The following is a 15,073-nucleotide window of genomic DNA, read 5'->3' as shown; positions in this document are numbered from 1 at the left end:
TCCTTCCTACCTAATAGATATTAGGGTTTATTTATATTTCAAAAGCTCTTTTTTGAAACATCAATAATTCCTACAAAGAGGATACACAGTGGCTCGTAAAACTCCTATTGAGCGCTACCGTAATATCGGTATCGTAGCTCACGTAGATGCAGGTAAAACAACCACAAGTGAACGTATTCTGTTCTATACTGGCCTTTCTCATAAAATCGGTGAAGTTCATGATGGCGCTGCGACCATGGACTGGATGGAGCAAGAGCAAGAGCGTGGTATTACTATCACCTCTGCGGCTACCACCACCTTTTGGCGTGGTATGGAAGCACAGTATCAAGATCATCGCATCAATATTATCGACACCCCAGGACATGTTGACTTTACTATCGAAGTAGAACGCTCTCTACGCGTACTTGATGGTGCAGTCGTTGTTTTCTGTGGCTCGTCTGGTGTAGAACCGCAATCAGAAACGGTATGGCGTCAAGCTGACAAATACAGCGTTCCTCGTATGGTTTTCGTTAATAAAATGGACCGTACTGGCGCTGACTTCTTGCGTGTTGTAGAACAAATTAAAGATCGCCTTGGTGCGACACCTGTACCGATTCAGTTGAATATTGGCGCTGAAGATGAGTTTAAGGGTGTTGTTGACCTGATCAAGATGAAAGCGATCAACTGGAACGAAGCTGATCAAGGCATGACGTTTAAGTACGAAGACATTCCAGCTGACATGCAAGAAATGGCTGAAGAGTACCGTACTGAATTAGTGGAAGCAGCGGCTGAGGCCTCTGAAGAGCTAATGGACAAATACCTTGAAGAAGGTGAGTTGACTGAAGCAGAAATTAAGCAAGGTCTTCGTACTCGTACTCTGAGTAATGAAATTGTACTAGCGACTTGTGGCAGTGCGTTTAAAAACAAGGGCGTACAAGCCGTTCTAGATGCAGTAGTTGATTTCCTTCCTTCTCCTGCGGATGTACCTGCAATTCAGGGTATTGATGAAAAAGAGAATGAAGTAGAACGTCACGCTGATGATAACGAACCGTTTTCTGCATTGGCATTTAAGATCGCAACAGACCCATTTGTTGGCACTTTAACGTTTGTTCGTGTTTATTCTGGTGTCGTTGAAAGTGGTAAAACCGCTTACAACTCAGTGAAACAGCAACGTGAGCGTTTGGGTCGTATTGTTCAAATGCACTCAAACAAGCGTGAAGAAGTGAAAGAAGTTCGAGCAGGTGATATCGCCGCTATTATTGGTCTTAAAGATGTGACCACAGGTGAAACCCTGTGTGATCAGAACCATAAGATCATTCTTGAGCGTATGGAATTCCCTGATCCAGTGATTCAAATTGTTGTTGAGCCGCGCTCTCAAGCCGATCAAGACAAAATGACGATTGCACTGGGTAAGCTAGCAGCAGAAGATCCATCGTTCCGTGTTGAAACGGATGATGAGACGGGGCAAACGTTGATTTCTGGTATGGGTGAACTTCACTTAGATATCATTGTTGACCGTATGCAACGTGAGTTTAGCGTTAACTGTAATGTTGGTAATCCACAAGTTGCTTACCGTGAAACCATTCGAGGTACAGCAAACGCAGAAGGTAAATTCATCCGTGAGTCGGGTGGTAAAGGGCAATATGGCCATGTTTGGCTTAAGCTTGAACCATCAGAGAAGGGGGAAGGGTTTGTCTTTGCTAATGAGATTGCTGATGGCGCAGTACCAAAAGAGTTTATCGATTCAGTCGCAAAAGGCGCTGAAGAGCAGATGAATAGTGGTGTCGTTGCTGGTTACCCAATTTTGGATATCAAAGCGACACTCTACGATGGCTCTTATCATGAAACAGATTCAAGTGAGACAGCATTCTTGATTGCTGCCTCTATGGCTTTCAAAACGGCGGCGCTAGAAGCGCAACCTGTTTTGCTTGAGCCTATGATGAAAGTTGAGGTGACTACTCCAGAGGATTGGATGGGTGACGTCGTTGGCGATATTAACCGTCGTCGTGGCATCATCGAAGGAATGGACGAGGGGACAGCTGGCCTGAAGATAATTCGTGCACAAGTTCCGTTGTCTGTCATGTTCGGTTACGCAACTGATTTACGTTCTGCGACACAAGGTCGTGCCTCTTACTCTATGGAGTTTAGTGAGTACGCTGAAGTGCCAAACAATGTAGCAAAAGCCATCATTGCAGAGCGTGGTTAAAAAAACGGACACATTTTTCTTTTTTTTGAAAGATCAATGCGTCCAAATATTGCGCTGACGCGAGTTGGCGCATAAAATAGCAAATTCTGGATCTTCCTGATCAATAATGATCAGGTCGAATCATAACTAGGAAGGAACACGATCGTGTCTAAAGAAAAATTTGAACGTACGAAACCGCACGTAAACGTTGGTACTATCGGCCACGTTGACCACGGTAAAACAACTCTAACTGCTGCTATCTGTACTACTCTTGCAAAAGTATACGGCGGTGTTGCTAAAGATTTCGCTTCTATCGATAACGCTCCAGAAGAGCGTGAGCGCGGTATCACAATCGCAACTTCACACGTTGAGTACGACACTCCAGCACGTCACTACGCACACGTAGATTGTCCAGGACACGCGGATTATGTTAAAAACATGATCACTGGTGCTGCACAAATGGACGGCGGTATCCTAGTTGTTGCTGCGACTGACGGCCCAATGCCTCAAACTCGTGAGCACATCCTACTTGGTCGTCAAGTTGGTATCCCTTACATCATCGTATTCATGAACAAATGTGACATGGTAGATGATGAAGAGCTTCTAGAGCTAGTTGAGATGGAAGTTCGTGAACTTCTTTCTGAGTACGAATTCCCAGGTGATGATCTTCCAGTAATCCAAGGTTCAGCTCTTGGTGCACTAAACGGCGAAAAGCAGTGGGAAGACAAGATCGTAGAGCTTGCAGAAGCACTAGATTCTTACATTCCTGAGCCAGAGCGTGCAGTAGACCAACCGTTCCTACTACCGATTGAAGACGTATTCTCAATCCAAGGTCGTGGTACAGTTGTAACTGGTCGTATCGAGCGCGGTATCCTAAACGTAGGTAACGAAGTAGAAATCGTTGGTATCAAAGATACAACAACGACTACTTGTACTGGTGTTGAAATGTTCCGTAAGCTTCTAGACGAAGGTCGTGCTGGTGAGAACGTTGGTGCACTTCTACGTGGTACTAAGCGTGAAGACGTTGAACGTGGTCAAGTACTAGCTGCTCCAGGTTCAATCAACCCACACACACGTTTTGAGTCTGAAGTATACGTACTTTCTAAAGACGAAGGCGGCCGTCACACTCCTTTCTTCAAGGGTTACCGTCCACAGTTCTACTTCCGTACAACTGACGTAACAGGCGACATCACTCTACCTGAAGGCGTAGAGATGGTAATGCCAGGTGACAACGTTCAAATGACGGTTGAGCTAATTGCTCCAATCGCAATGGACGAAGGTCTACGTTTCGCAATCCGCGAAGGTGGCCGTACAGTAGGTGCTGGTGTTGTTGCTAAAATCTTTGACTAATTAATTAGTTAGATTTGCAATCATTGTATCAAGAAGGGAAGCTTAGGCTTCCCTTTTTTATGCATGCTATAAAAGTGATTTTTCTTATAACAAAAGTATCTAAACAAGCTGCAATTGAAAGTGGTAATAATAACGGTTCTCATTTATATTTAGGCCCTGGTTCATTTATTTAGGTTGTAGTATGTACGTTTGTTTGTGTCATGGAATCTCTGATAAAAAAATTAAGAAGCTTGTTATTGAAGAGGGGATTTCCGATATTCGTGGCATAAAAAAATGCACAGCACTTGGCAGCCAGTGCGGTAAGTGCGTTCGTCCAGCGAAAGAGATCATTGACGAAACACTTTCTACCCAATTTAGACAGGCCAGTTAGAGCACTTTAACGACATTTACGTCCTTTGATACGTTGACACTCTTCTTATACGTTCTACATTTAATAGAGCCATATGAGGAGGGCTAATCTATGAAAGGCGATCCAATCATCATCCAACATCTCAATAAAGTTCTAGGCAACGAGCTCGTTGCTATTAATCAATATTTTCTTCACGCTCGTATGTACAAAGACTGGGGTTTAAAGCACCTTGCTGATAAGGAATATGACGAGTCCATTGATGAGATGAAACATGCCGATCATCTGGTTGAGCGTATTTTGTTTTTGGAAGGGCTTCCTAACCTTCAAGACCTAGGTAAGCTGAATATTGGTGAGAATGCCAAAGAGATGCTTGAAAGTGATTTGAATGTTGAGATGACGGCGATACCTGACCTAAAAGATGCTATTGCTTATGCTGAAGGGATTCGAGATTACGTATCACGCGATCTTTTTCAAGATATCTTAGAAGATGAAGAAGAGCATGTAGATTGGCTAGAAACACAACTTGGCCTGATTGAAATGACGGGAATAGAAAATTACCTACAAGCTCAGTTTGTTGACGAAGACGACTAATAACACGCACATTCACTATCCAATTCAAGCCGTTCAATCTCCAATTGATTGAGCGGCTTTACTCTCGTTGAACCACAATTTATTTTCTTCATTAGCCCTCCAAACTAGAAACCATTGTCAATCTCACATTTCTCTTGCCTATTCTGCTTCCTTTCTGTACTATTTGCCGTCCTTAATTCTCGGTCATTTATCTTTAGTTCCTTGCTTCCTCTGGACGACCGAGCCACTCGTGGAAGCTAATAATCCGTAAGGAGCAACCAAATGCGTCATTATGAAATCGTATTCATGGTTCACCCTGATCAAAGCGAGCAAGTTGCTGGCATGATCGAGCGTTACACTGGTTCTATCACTGAAGCTGGCGGTACTATCCACCGTCTAGAAGACTGGGGTCGTCGTCAAATGGCTTACCCAATCAACAAGCTTCACAAAGCTCACTATGTTCTTATGAACGTTGAAGCTGGCCAAGAAGTGATTGACGAGCTAGAAACTGCTTTCCGTTTTAACGATGCAGTTCTACGTAACATGATCATGCGCACTAAAGGCGCTGTGACTGAACAATCTATTATGCTTAAGCAAAAAGAAGAGCGTGCTGAACGTGCTCCTCGTCGTGAAGAGCGTACAGATCGTCCAGAAGCTAAGCCAGAAGCAGCTGCTGAGTAATTAACTTATGACCAATCGAATGGAACTTAGCGGCTCTGTCGTGAAAGAACCAATTCGAAGCCGAAGTCCTGCTGGTATCGCTCATTGCCGTTTTTGGTTAGAGCACCGTTCCACCATGATTGAAGCTGATTTACCGAGACAAGTTTATTGTCGTATGCCGGTAGTCATCAGTGGGCAAGGGTCACAAGCAATAATTCAGAACTTAGTTCAAGGTAGTAATATTAAGGTGAGTGGCTTTGTCGCTTATCAGACCGGCCGAAATGGTGTGGGAAAATTAGTATTGCATGCCGACAACATAACTCAAATTTAAGATCAGGAGATAGCCCATGGCTCGTTTCTTCCGTCGTCGTAAATTCTGCCGTTTCACTGCAGAAGGCGTACAAGAGATTGACTACAAAGACGTAGCAACTCTTAAAAACTACATTACTGAAGCTGGTAAAATCGTACCTAGCCGTATCACTGGTACAAGTGCTAAATATCAGCGTCAACTAGCTCGTGCTATCAAGCGTTCACGCTACCTAGCTCTTCTACCGTACACTGATAAGCATCAGTAAACGGTCGTTTTATTAAGAAAGAGGATTAAATAATGCAAGTTATTCTACTTGATAAAATTGGTAACCTAGGTGCACTTGGCGATACTGCAAACGTTAAATCTGGCTACGCTCGTAACTTCCTTATCCCACAGGGTAAAGCAGTTATGGCTACTAAAGCTAACGTTGAAATGTTCGAAACTCGTCGCGCTGAGCTAGAAGCTAAAGTTGCTGAGCAACTAACTGCAGCTCAAGCACGTGCTGATAAAGTAACTGCTCTAGAAGCTGTTGTTATCGCTTCTAAAGCTGGTGACGAAGGTAAACTATTCGGTTCTATCGGTACTCGCGACATCGCTGATGCTATTACAGCAGCTGGCGTTGAAGTTGCTAAGAGTGAAGTACGCCTTCCTGAAGGTGCTCTACGTAACACTGGTGAATTCGACATTAGCATCCAACTTCATTCAGAAGTTTTTGCTACTGCGAAACTACAAGTTGTTGCTGCTGAGTAATTTCAGTATCTAGACGAATTCTTCGTAAGAAGATTTGAAACACCGGCTTAGGCCGGTGTTTTTTTGTCTTTAAAATAGGCTTTAGACGAAATCTCTGAAATAACGAACGGTGAATCACCACAAACCGGAGAGCAAATGTTAAGGCTAGTCACTGACTTAAAAGATAAACAGCAGATTAACGGAAAAGATACTGTCTCCGTTACTTAGTCCTTCAGGTACCTTGTCGTGGTATTGTCGAGCGTAAGATACTTTAAGAGCAATTGCGTCAGTGATGTTATTAGTGACATTAAAATCCGTATCTAATCGGGTATTACTTGGTCCCGATACCGCGGTAATATCTGCCGCCAGTTTTAAGTCGTTAACCACGCTCCAGACAACATTAAGATTGCCACGGAAAATACCTTCCTGCACGGTTTCTGGAAAGATAATATCGTCGTCTTTTATTTCATCTAAGTTTGGTTCTTGATAACGAAAACCAGGGCCCAATTCCAACTCGACCAGCAAAGCATCGGTATTGGTAAACTGATAACCGAGACCACCTGATAATGTGTGATCTTTAAAGTAGGCACTATAGCGAGATTCAACCCCTTTAAAGTTACCGTATAGATAGGTTTTAGGGCTTAACTTATAGTCACTTTGCGCTGTATAAGTGGACTGACGTTTGTCTTCTTCGCCATCCTTATACAACATATAGAATTTCCACTCGCCACTACTACGGTGCCGACCAGCAACGTACTCTGCATTGAGTCGAGAGTTCAGCGACTGAGAATCAGAGTTCCCACTGTGTGCTTGATAACCGAATTCAATTTCGGAGTTCCATGGCGATGGTATTTCAATCTCTAGCGGATTTGGTATTGCTTCCTCTGCATAAGCCAATGAAGTCGCTAGCAAGCTAAAACTTGCGAACAAAAGTTTACGCACTCAGAACCTCAAGAGATAAAATGGGGGATAAATAGTATGTTGAACCTCACACTACTTCGTCAACGATAGGTCAATTCTATCGATGTAAAATACAAACATCCGCTTACTTAATTACAAATGAGATATTCTCGTTATAATGGCGGCAATAAAAGAGAAATTGAGCACTATAATGGCTGATCGAAAACCAGATTTTAGAAAGCGAGTTACCTCAGATAAACAGGTTGATGCAATCAAAGTTCCTCCACACTCATTGGAAGCAGAGCAATCCGTTATTGGTGGCTTACTTCTGGATAACGAGCGTTGGGATTCAGTTGCAGAAAAAGTCCTAGCGAACGATTTCTATAGCCGACCACATCGACTTATCTTTGAGGCAGCTAAAGCGATCCTAGAAGACAGCAAGCCTCTTGATTTGATCACATTGTCTGAGTTCTTAGAACTTAGAGAACAGCTTGAAGATGTCGGTGGTTTTGCTTATCTCGCTGATCTTGCTAAGAATACTCCAAGTGCTGCCAACATCAATGCTTACGCCGATATTGTCGCAGAGCGAGCACTTGTGCGCAACTTGATTGGCGTTGCGAATGAGATTGCTGATGCAGGCTATGATCCGCAAGGTCGAAGCTCTGAAGATTTATTGGATCTTGCTGAAAGTAAGGTCTTTGCCATCGCAGAAGAGCGTACAACAGAAAATGAAGGCCCACAAAATGTCGATAATATTCTAGAGAAGACGTTAGAGCGTATCGAAACGCTTTATAAGACACCGCAAGATGGTGTGACAGGTGTGAGTACAGGGTTCAACGACCTCAATAAGAAAACAGCAGGATTGCAAGGGTCAGATCTAATTATTGTTGCCGCTCGTCCTTCCATGGGTAAAACCACATTTGCGATGAACTTGTGTGAAAACGCAGCTATGGATCAAGATAAGCCCGTTCTGATCTTCTCGTTAGAGATGCCAGCCGAACAGCTCATGATGCGTATGCTTGCATCGCTTTCTCGTGTCGACCAAACAAAAATTCGTACTGGTCAATTGGATGATGAAGACTGGGCTCGAATCTCCTCGACGATGGGGATTTTGATGCAGAAGAAGAACATGTATATCGATGATAGCTCAGGTTTAACACCGACAGAGCTTCGTTCTCGTGCACGTCGAATTGCGCGAGATTCCGGTGGTTTGAGCATGATCATGGTCGACTATCTCCAGTTAATGCGAGTGCCTGGTTTACAAGATAACCGTACGTTAGAGATTTCAGAAATCTCACGTTCATTAAAAGCTTTGGCAAAAGAGCTTAATGTTCCAGTTGTTGCACTGTCTCAGCTTAACCGTTCCCTAGAACAACGTGCTGACAAGCGCCCAATTAACTCGGATTTGCGTGAATCGGGCGCGATTGAGCAAGATGCCGATTTGATCATGTTCATCTATCGTGATGAAGTTTATAACCCTGAAAGCTCACTCAAAGGCATCGCAGAAATCATTCTTGGTAAACAGCGTAACGGTCCTATCGGTTCGGTTCGTTTAACGTTCCAGGGTCAGTACTCTCGTTTTGATAATTATGCTGGCCCGGCATTTGATGACGAGTAATAGCATGAGCTATATGAAAGCGGCAACGGCCTGTATTGATCTTCCTGCTTTGGAGCACAACCTTAGTCGAGTTAAGGCGCAGGCGCCAAATAGTAAGGTGATGGCCGTTGTTAAAGCGAATGGTTATGGTCATGGGCTACGTCATGTTGCTAAATCTGCGCACGCTGCCGACGCCTTTGGTGTAGCAAGAATTGAAGAGGCTCTACAGCTGCGTGCCAGTGGTGTGGTAAAGCCGATCTTGCTGCTGGAAGGTTTTTACTCCTCAGGCGATCTGCCGATATTAGTCACGAATAATATTCAAACGGCGGTTCACTGTGAAGAGCAGCTTGAAGCATTGGAACAGACGAAGCTTGATAAACCTGTTGTTGTTTGGCTTAAGGTGGATACTGGTATGCATCGTTTGGGTGTTCGTCCTGAATATTATGCAGAATTTGTTGCTCGTTTAAAGGCTTGTCCGAATGTAGCCAGCCCACTTCGTTATATGAGCCACTTTGGTTGCGCAGATGAGTTGACGCTTCCTGATACTCAAGAGCAGTTAGATCTATTTCTATCCTTAACAGAGGGCTGTGATGGTGAGCGTTCTCTCGCGGCATCGGCGGGGTTACTGGCTTGGGAGTTAAGTCAGTTGGATTGGGTCAGACCGGGCATCATTATGTATGGTGTTTCTCCGTTTGCCGATAAAACGGCAGAGCAACTCGGTTATAAACCACTGATGACATTGAAAGCACCGATCATTGCAGTGCGAGAGGTGAAAGAGGGTGAAAGCGTGGGCTATGGCAGCGCTTGGGTATGTAACAAAGACACGAAGATTGGTGTTATTGCCATCGGTTATGGGGATGGCTATCCTAGAATGGCTCCCAACGGTACACCTGTTTGGGTTAACGGGCGTAAAGTCCCAATTTCTGGGCGAGTGTCTATGGACATGCTCACGGTTGATCTTGGCGCTGATGCGAAAGACTGCGTTGGCGACGTAGCGATACTTTGGGGAAATGAACTTGCCGCAGAAGAAGTGGCAAGACATATCGGTACTATAGCGTATGAATTGGTGACGAAGCTGACTTCTCGTGTCGCTATGGAATATCAAAAGTAGGTTCTATGTCGCGCTTGATTGTTCACTCTTTTGTGCTTTTTTACATGTTACTGGCAAGTAATGTCACAGCAAAAGAGAAAGACTCTGCATTCGTACCATTTTTATTTAGTACAGAGACTCTTGGCTTAAGTGTTGGCGTTGCTGGTGTAGCGAAAGGCGTATGGCAACCTCAGGCCGCCTTATTCGGAATGGGGCTCTATTCTGATAAAGACAGCTATATTGGCTTTCTCTCCGCGTATAATTATGCACTTACTGATCGTTTATTATTTAGCACTCAACTGTATCAAGCAAAGCTCAACCAAGCGCCATATTATATTGGTAATCAAGGGAACAATGGTTCTTCTATTGAAGGCAAAAGCATTGTTGATGGCTTTGAAGAAAATTATAAGCTGGAGTTTAAGTTTCTTTTACCTTGGGGGGTTATTAAAGATGATGGTTACATGGGCATGTTCAAGCCTCAACGTGATAGCTCTTTTGCAAGCCCCATTGACTCTGGCGTGACCTCTATTTCTCTTATTCCTTTTTATACTTCCCGCAAATTATCAAAAGCGATTTCTTCAGATGAAACCGCAAAAGGTATTCGGTTAGCGTTAGACTGGGATAACCGAGACAGCACAAGAAACCCAACCAAAGGTTCCCATACCGAACTGACGTTCAGCATGGGCTCAGAGAGTTGGGCTAACGAAGAAATTTGGAACCAAATTGAGCTGCAAAACAGTCAGTACTTTTCTCTGGGCTCTCTAGGAGGCATCTTTGAACAGCAGGTCCTCGCCTTTGACTTTTATACCGCTGATACGCCAAGTTGGAACCGCTGTGATGAATCACTAACCTGTGTTCGACCTCCAGAACATGAGCAAGTGAGTTTAGGCGGGTTATACCGCCTTAGAAGTTACACTGGAGGGCGGTATCATGGTCGCTCCGCCATTCACTATTCGGCGGAATATCGAATGCTGCCAGAGTGGCAACCGTTGGGGAGTATCCCAGTCATTAATTACTATGACCTACCGTGGTGGCAATGGGTGGCGTTTGTGGATGTAGGGCGAGTAGCTGAAGAGTATGATCTTAAAACACTGCATACCGATATGCAGTGGAGTGTTGGAGGAGCGGTACGCTTGCAAGTAGAGGGAGTTGTTGTACGGGCGGAAGTGGCCAAAGGCTCTGAAGAGAGCTTATTCCGTGTAATGATAAACCAACCATTTTAAATTTGAGAAGTGCGAAAAGAGGGAGTGCCTGAGTGTTACTCCCTTTGAATCGTCACGACAATATTTCTTCCTCCGGCATCATTTCTGTGCTCTCCTAAATAGATACCTTGCCACATCCCTAATGCGAATGTGCCTTGTCTAATTGGAATAGTAAGGCTATGACCAATCAACGCTGTTTTAATATGAGCGGGCATATCATCCTCACCTTCATAGGTATGTTGATAGTAAGGTGCGTTTTCAGGCACATATCGGTTAAAGTGAGCCTCCATATCTATTCGAACCGTAGCGTCTGCATTTTCATTGATAGTTAGACTCGCAGAGGTGTGCTGAAGAAAGAGGTGCACAATACCAACGGTTAATGACGCTAATTCAGGGATTTGTTGTTCAATTTCATCAGTAACGAGATGAAAGCCTCGTTTTCTCCCTGAAAGTTGAATGTTTTTCTGAAACCACATAGTCTATCCTAATCTTGAAAAATGATTGTTTAACGATTGTTATAAGCTTGAGACCTTATGTAAACAAGGTTTCTTGTTACGAAAGTTGTTAACGTGACCCAGTTCAACGTTGGTGACATCGAGCTGAGTCATAATCGTCATATGAAAATTAATTACAACGTTTTCAAGCTAATTACGGAACCACTTATTAATATTTGCTAACCGGGGGTTCTATTTCTCTTACTACTAAGCATAGCGATGTTATCTAGTAAAGAGGATAGGATAAAACCTACTGTCACATCGGAATTTACATCATGTTGAAAAATATCAACCCAACACAAACTCAATCTTGGAAAGCTTTGACTGCGCACTTTGAAACCGCGCAAGATATGGATCTGAAATCTCTTTTTGCTCAAGACGGCCAACGTTTTGATAAGTTTTCAACGCAATTTGGTTCAGATATTCTCATCGATTACTCTAAAAACTTAATCAATGAAGAGACGTTAACGCATCTTTTTGGCCTAGCAAAAGAGACTGAATTAAAATCTGCGATTGATGCAATGTTCAGTGGTGAAGTGATCAATAAAACAGAAGATCGCGCGGTACTTCATACTGCTTTACGTAATCGCAGCGACAAGCCTGTGATGGTTGATGGTAAAGATGTCATGCCTGCTGTGAATGCCGTTTTAGCTAAAATGGAGTTATTTACGCACCGAATCGTATCTGGTGAGTGGAAAGGCTACACAGGTAAAGCAATTACCGATGTAGTCAATATCGGAATTGGCGGTTCTGACCTTGGTCCATACATGGTTAGTGAAGCATTAGCGCCTTACAAAACTCACCTGAATCTGCACTTTGTATCGAACGTAGATGGCACTCACATCGTTGAAACGTTGAAGAAAGTAAATCCAGAGACAACACTATTCTTGATTGCTTCTAAGACATTTACGACACAAGAGACAATGACGAACGCGCACAGTGCTCGAGATTGGTTCTTAGAGTCAGCTGGCGATCAAGCATACGTTGCAAAACACTTTGCAGCATTGTCGACCAACGCAGCTTCAGTTGCTGATTTTGGTATTGATACTGACAACATGTTTGAATTCTGGGATTGGGTTGGTGGCCGTTACTCACTATGGTCTGCGATTGGCCTTTCAATTTCACTAGCGGTTGGCTTTGATAATTTCGTTGAGCTTCTAGAAGGCGCTCATGAGATGGATAACCACTTCGAAACGACAGATCTAGAAAGCAATGTTCCAGTCATCCTTGCGTTGATCAGCTTGTGGTACAACAACTTCCACGGCGCTGAATCTGAGTCTATCTTGCCATACGACCAGTACATGCATCGTTTTGCCGCTTACTTCCAACAAGGGAATATGGAATCAAACGGTAAATCAGTTGACCGCAATGGCGAAGCTGTTACTTACCAAACTGGTCCAATTATTTGGGGTGAGCCAGGCACTAATGGTCAACACGCGTTCTACCAGTTGATTCACCAAGGCACTAAGCTCATTCCATGTGATTTCATTGCACCTGCAATTAGCCACAACCCAGCAAGTGATCACCATCAGAAACTCATGTCTAACTTTTTTGCTCAAACAGAAGCGTTAGCATTTGGTAAATCAGAAGAGACGGTGAAAGCGGAATTTGCAGCGGCAGGTAAATCAGAGCTAGAAGCGGCTGAGTTAGCACCATTTAAAGTGTTTGAAGGTAACCGCCCAACAAACTCTATCTTAGTGAAAAAAATTACACCACGTACACTGGGCAACTTGATTGCTATGTACGAGCATAAGATCTTTGCTCAAGGTGTTATCTGGAATATTTTCAGTTTTGACCAATGGGGTGTAGAGCTTGGTAAGCAGCTTGCGAATCAAATTCTACCTGAATTGGCTGATGGTTCTGAAATTAACTCTCATGACAGTTCAACAAATGGCCTAATTAATGCGTTTAAAGCATTCAAGGCGTAATGAGAGCTTGATTACCTTAACTAGGTAAGCAGATAATAAAAAGGTTGGCATATAGCCAACCTTTTTTGGTTCTTAGAGCCTTGTATTCAAATCAATTTGTTATTCGAAGCAAATTTCGATGAATGCGTTACCCCATTGCGAGGTGAAAGGCATGATGATGATCGCCCCTTCACACTTATGACGAATCGTGTGCCCTTTACCTGCAACCACAATTGGTGTTGCCATATCAAAATCAAAACCACTTTCAGCTAGGATTCGTTTTGCACCACCGGTCACCATGTTAGTGATTTCACCAACCATGTCGGTCACTTCTTCATTAATGCCATTTGGCCGCTCACCGAGCATATTCTGCATAATTTCTAGAGCAAGCGCTTCATCAAAAGTGATAGACATAGAGCCGCGGCTTTTGTCCCCTACCATTCCGATTAAGCCAGATACATCACCTCGGGCGATTTCATCTTTCTTAACTCTAGGCTTTTGTGGTTTCAACTCCAGTGAAGCCATCGTCTTTAGAACATTCATTAATGAAGCTAAAAACGGGTTTACAAATTCAGCGCGCATATCTTTCTTCTATATTTTATTTTCTACATTTGAGGAGCATGTCTGGCATATGCCATGAGATTCAATAACATGATTCGAAATTTCAAAGCCATGCTTCTCAGCGTTCTTGGCTAACAAGCTTACAAGGTTATCATCTTGTAGCTCAATAACGTTACTGCAACTGTCACAAATCAATAAATGAGAATGATGTTTATCTGCATTACATGAGCAACATGAAATGAAACTGTTTGTTGATTCCACCTTATGTATAAAACCTTGCTCAATAAGGAAGTCCAACGCTCGATATACCGTAGGGGGCTTAGCTTGAGGCTCTGTCTTCTTAAGATCATCAAGAAGTTCGTAAGCTGAAGAGGCTTTTTTATTTGCACATATAAGTTCAAATACTCTCTTTCTCTGAGGTGTTAACCTCACCCTGCGTGTTTCGCATATATCTTCAATTTGCTGTACAAGATCTTTGTCCAACTTAATCACCATAACCATTGGACATAATTAATAATATACCAATTCCAGCTAAATATCGTTTTACCATTGTAGTATTTGTCTCGACTTAGACTTGGCTAAAAACATAACTCTTTTATTATAGGCTATAAGTTACCGTAATTATTAGAGGAACGATAGCTAGAAGTCCGTGAGTAACGAGGTATAGGGTGGATTTAGAAGAAAAACAAAGATGTGACTCATAAGAAAGAGGCTTGGGCGTAGAGTGAACTTGATGTAGAATCCGACGCTCTAAAATTCATGGCCTTGAGTAGCAGTAGAAGTCATTCTTCTTAGCTTTATAAAGTGCTCATGTAGGGCGTTAATGGCCCAGTTGATACAATAATGGTCGAATTTCGGGTTAAATAGGGCAAAAAGATGCAAAATGATGCGACTCAAAAAACAACTAATGCTGTTGAAATGAAAGGGAAAAGCCCACATTTCTACCATTCCCGATTTTCGATTGCTCCCATGCTCGATGAGAACGAACTTTCTCTATCCATCTGAAAATAAAGTGTAATTTTAAACTCCCATGGTCCACGTCAGGACGAGGTTTCAATCGCTCCTATCTAATAGGAAGCGATTAACATTCCACATTTACTTTCATTTTACCGAAACCAGATCAAATCACTCTTTCTAGTATAATCTCTACATTACGAGAAATCTAACCTAAGCCATCTTGGTAATCCCCT

At 43.1% G+C, this 15,073-nt stretch carries 16 protein-coding genes; 12 read left to right on the top strand and 4 right to left on the bottom strand.

From position 1 onward, the window contains the following. Window positions 1-88: 88 nt before the first annotated feature. The 8 genes from fusA to rplI all read left to right on the top strand — a co-directional run bounded on the left by fusA (window position 89) and on the right by rplI (window position 6,153). Entirely contained in the window at window positions 89-2,185 is a 2,097-nt protein-coding gene (fusA, locus tag KP803_RS18245; protein ID WP_248010299.1) for an elongation factor G, read from the top strand. Between the two features lie 144 nt (window positions 2,186-2,329). Next, window positions 2,330-3,514, top strand: a complete 1,185-nt coding sequence (tuf, locus tag KP803_RS18240; RefSeq protein ID WP_248010298.1) for an elongation factor Tu — start codon at window positions 2,330-2,332, stop codon at window positions 3,512-3,514. 181 nt (window positions 3,515-3,695) lie between these two features. Then, window positions 3,696-3,884 (top strand): (2Fe-2S)-binding protein, encoded by a 189-nt coding sequence (locus KP803_RS18235; RefSeq protein ID WP_248010297.1) that lies wholly within the window; start codon window positions 3,696-3,698, stop codon window positions 3,882-3,884. Between the two features lie 90 nt (window positions 3,885-3,974). Next, the gene (gene bfr / locus KP803_RS18230; RefSeq protein WP_248010296.1) at window positions 3,975-4,454 is read left to right on the top strand and encodes a bacterioferritin; all 480 of its coding nucleotides are present in this window, start codon (window positions 3,975-3,977) and stop codon (window positions 4,452-4,454) included. 261 nt (window positions 4,455-4,715) lie between these two features. Next, window positions 4,716-5,114 (top strand): 30S ribosomal protein S6, encoded by a 399-nt coding sequence (rpsF, locus tag KP803_RS18225; RefSeq protein ID WP_248010295.1) that lies wholly within the window; start codon window positions 4,716-4,718, stop codon window positions 5,112-5,114. 7 nt (window positions 5,115-5,121) lie between these two features. Further along, window positions 5,122-5,424, top strand: a complete 303-nt coding sequence (gene priB / locus KP803_RS18220) for a primosomal replication protein N (RefSeq protein WP_248010294.1) — start codon at window positions 5,122-5,124, stop codon at window positions 5,422-5,424. A gap of 16 nt (window positions 5,425-5,440) precedes the next feature. Then, window positions 5,441-5,668 carry a 30S ribosomal protein S18 gene (gene rpsR / locus KP803_RS18215; protein WP_000090472.1) on the top strand — a complete coding sequence of 76 codons (228 nt, stop codon included), beginning with the start codon at window positions 5,441-5,443 and terminating at the stop codon, window positions 5,666-5,668. Window positions 5,669-5,700: 32 nt separating this feature from the next. After that, window positions 5,701-6,153 carry a 50S ribosomal protein L9 gene (rplI, locus tag KP803_RS18210; RefSeq protein WP_248010293.1) on the top strand — a complete coding sequence of 151 codons (453 nt, stop codon included), beginning with the start codon at window positions 5,701-5,703 and terminating at the stop codon, window positions 6,151-6,153. Window positions 6,154-6,309: 156 nt separating this feature from the next. Here the strand turns inward: rplI and KP803_RS18205 are convergent, their stop codons facing one another. Then, window positions 6,310-7,074, bottom strand: coding sequence for a DUF481 domain-containing protein (locus KP803_RS18205; protein ID WP_248010292.1), 765 nt, complete (start codon window positions 7,072-7,074; stop codon window positions 6,310-6,312). A 169-nt stretch (window positions 7,075-7,243) separates the two neighbouring features. Between KP803_RS18205 and KP803_RS18200 the strand changes: the two genes are divergently transcribed. From KP803_RS18200 to KP803_RS18190, 3 genes are read left to right on the top strand one after another with little or no spacing between them, the layout of a single operon-like run. After that, window positions 7,244-8,650, top strand: coding sequence for a replicative DNA helicase (locus KP803_RS18200; protein WP_248010291.1), 1,407 nt, complete (start codon window positions 7,244-7,246; stop codon window positions 8,648-8,650). After that, window positions 8,622-9,740: an alanine racemase gene (gene alr, locus KP803_RS18195; protein ID WP_248010290.1), complete on the top strand. Its 1,119-nt coding sequence runs from the start codon at window positions 8,622-8,624 to the stop codon at window positions 9,738-9,740. Before KP803_RS18200 ends, alr begins: the two co-directional genes overlap by 29 nt. Window positions 9,741-9,784: 44 nt before the next feature. Then, window positions 9,785-10,942, top strand: coding sequence for a BamA/TamA family outer membrane protein (locus tag KP803_RS18190; protein ID WP_248010377.1), 1,158 nt, complete (start codon window positions 9,785-9,787; stop codon window positions 10,940-10,942). Between the two features lie 35 nt (window positions 10,943-10,977). Here the strand turns inward: KP803_RS18190 and KP803_RS18185 are convergent, their stop codons facing one another. After that, on the bottom strand, window positions 10,978-11,397 hold the full coding sequence (locus KP803_RS18185; RefSeq protein WP_248010289.1) for a secondary thiamine-phosphate synthase enzyme YjbQ: 420 nt from the start codon (window positions 11,395-11,397) through the stop codon (window positions 10,978-10,980). 293 nt (window positions 11,398-11,690) lie between these two features. On the opposite strand from KP803_RS18185, the gene pgi reads away from it, so the two are divergent. After that, on the top strand, window positions 11,691-13,343 hold the full coding sequence (gene pgi, locus KP803_RS18180) for a glucose-6-phosphate isomerase (protein WP_248010288.1): 1,653 nt from the start codon (window positions 11,691-11,693) through the stop codon (window positions 13,341-13,343). Between the two features lie 99 nt (window positions 13,344-13,442). Here the strand turns inward: pgi and KP803_RS18175 are convergent, their stop codons facing one another. Together KP803_RS18175 and zur are read right to left on the bottom strand one after the other, a co-directional pair. Beyond that, window positions 13,443-13,904: a chemotaxis protein CheX gene (locus KP803_RS18175; protein ID WP_102403200.1), complete on the bottom strand. Its 462-nt coding sequence runs from the start codon at window positions 13,902-13,904 to the stop codon at window positions 13,443-13,445. Between the two features lie 9 nt (window positions 13,905-13,913). Beyond that, a complete protein-coding gene (gene zur, locus KP803_RS18170; RefSeq protein ID WP_248010287.1) occupies window positions 13,914-14,378 on the bottom strand; it encodes a zinc uptake transcriptional repressor Zur in 465 nt (154 codons plus the stop codon). Window positions 14,379-15,073 lie beyond the last annotated feature (695 nt).

The organism is Vibrio amylolyticus (assembly GCF_023145695.1).
GTDB classification, from domain to species: Bacteria; Pseudomonadota; Gammaproteobacteria; order Enterobacterales; family Vibrionaceae; genus Vibrio; species Vibrio amylolyticus.
This window is presented reverse-complemented; position numbering and strand designations above follow the sequence as displayed.

Excerpts from the sequence above, each read along its gene's own strand:
- KP803_RS18175 (WP_102403200.1), bottom strand. The coding sequence starts at position 13,904 with ATGCGCGCTGAATTTGTAAACCCGTTTTTAGCTTCATTAATGAATGTT.
- priB (WP_248010294.1), top strand. The coding sequence starts at position 5,122 with ATGACCAATCGAATGGAACTTAGCGGCTCTGTCGTGAAAGAACCAATT.
- bfr (WP_248010296.1), top strand. The coding sequence starts at position 3,975 with ATGAAAGGCGATCCAATCATCATCCAACATCTCAATAAAGTTCTAGGC.
- KP803_RS18185 (WP_248010289.1), bottom strand. The coding sequence starts at position 11,397 with ATGTGGTTTCAGAAAAACATTCAACTTTCAGGGAGAAAACGAGGCTTT.
- zur (WP_248010287.1), bottom strand. The coding sequence starts at position 14,378 with ATGGTGATTAAGTTGGACAAAGATCTTGTACAGCAAATTGAAGATATA.
- rpsR (WP_000090472.1), top strand. The coding sequence starts at position 5,441 with ATGGCTCGTTTCTTCCGTCGTCGTAAATTCTGCCGTTTCACTGCAGAA.
- KP803_RS18190 (WP_248010377.1), top strand. The coding sequence starts at position 9,785 with ATGTTACTGGCAAGTAATGTCACAGCAAAAGAGAAAGACTCTGCATTC.
- rplI (WP_248010293.1), top strand. The coding sequence starts at position 5,701 with ATGCAAGTTATTCTACTTGATAAAATTGGTAACCTAGGTGCACTTGGC.
- alr (WP_248010290.1), top strand. The coding sequence starts at position 8,622 with ATGCTGGCCCGGCATTTGATGACGAGTAATAGCATGAGCTATATGAAA.
- KP803_RS18235 (WP_248010297.1), top strand. The coding sequence starts at position 3,696 with ATGTACGTTTGTTTGTGTCATGGAATCTCTGATAAAAAAATTAAGAAG.
- rpsF (WP_248010295.1), top strand. The coding sequence starts at position 4,716 with ATGCGTCATTATGAAATCGTATTCATGGTTCACCCTGATCAAAGCGAG.
- pgi (WP_248010288.1), top strand. The coding sequence starts at position 11,691 with ATGTTGAAAAATATCAACCCAACACAAACTCAATCTTGGAAAGCTTTG.
- KP803_RS18200 (WP_248010291.1), top strand. The coding sequence starts at position 7,244 with ATGGCTGATCGAAAACCAGATTTTAGAAAGCGAGTTACCTCAGATAAA.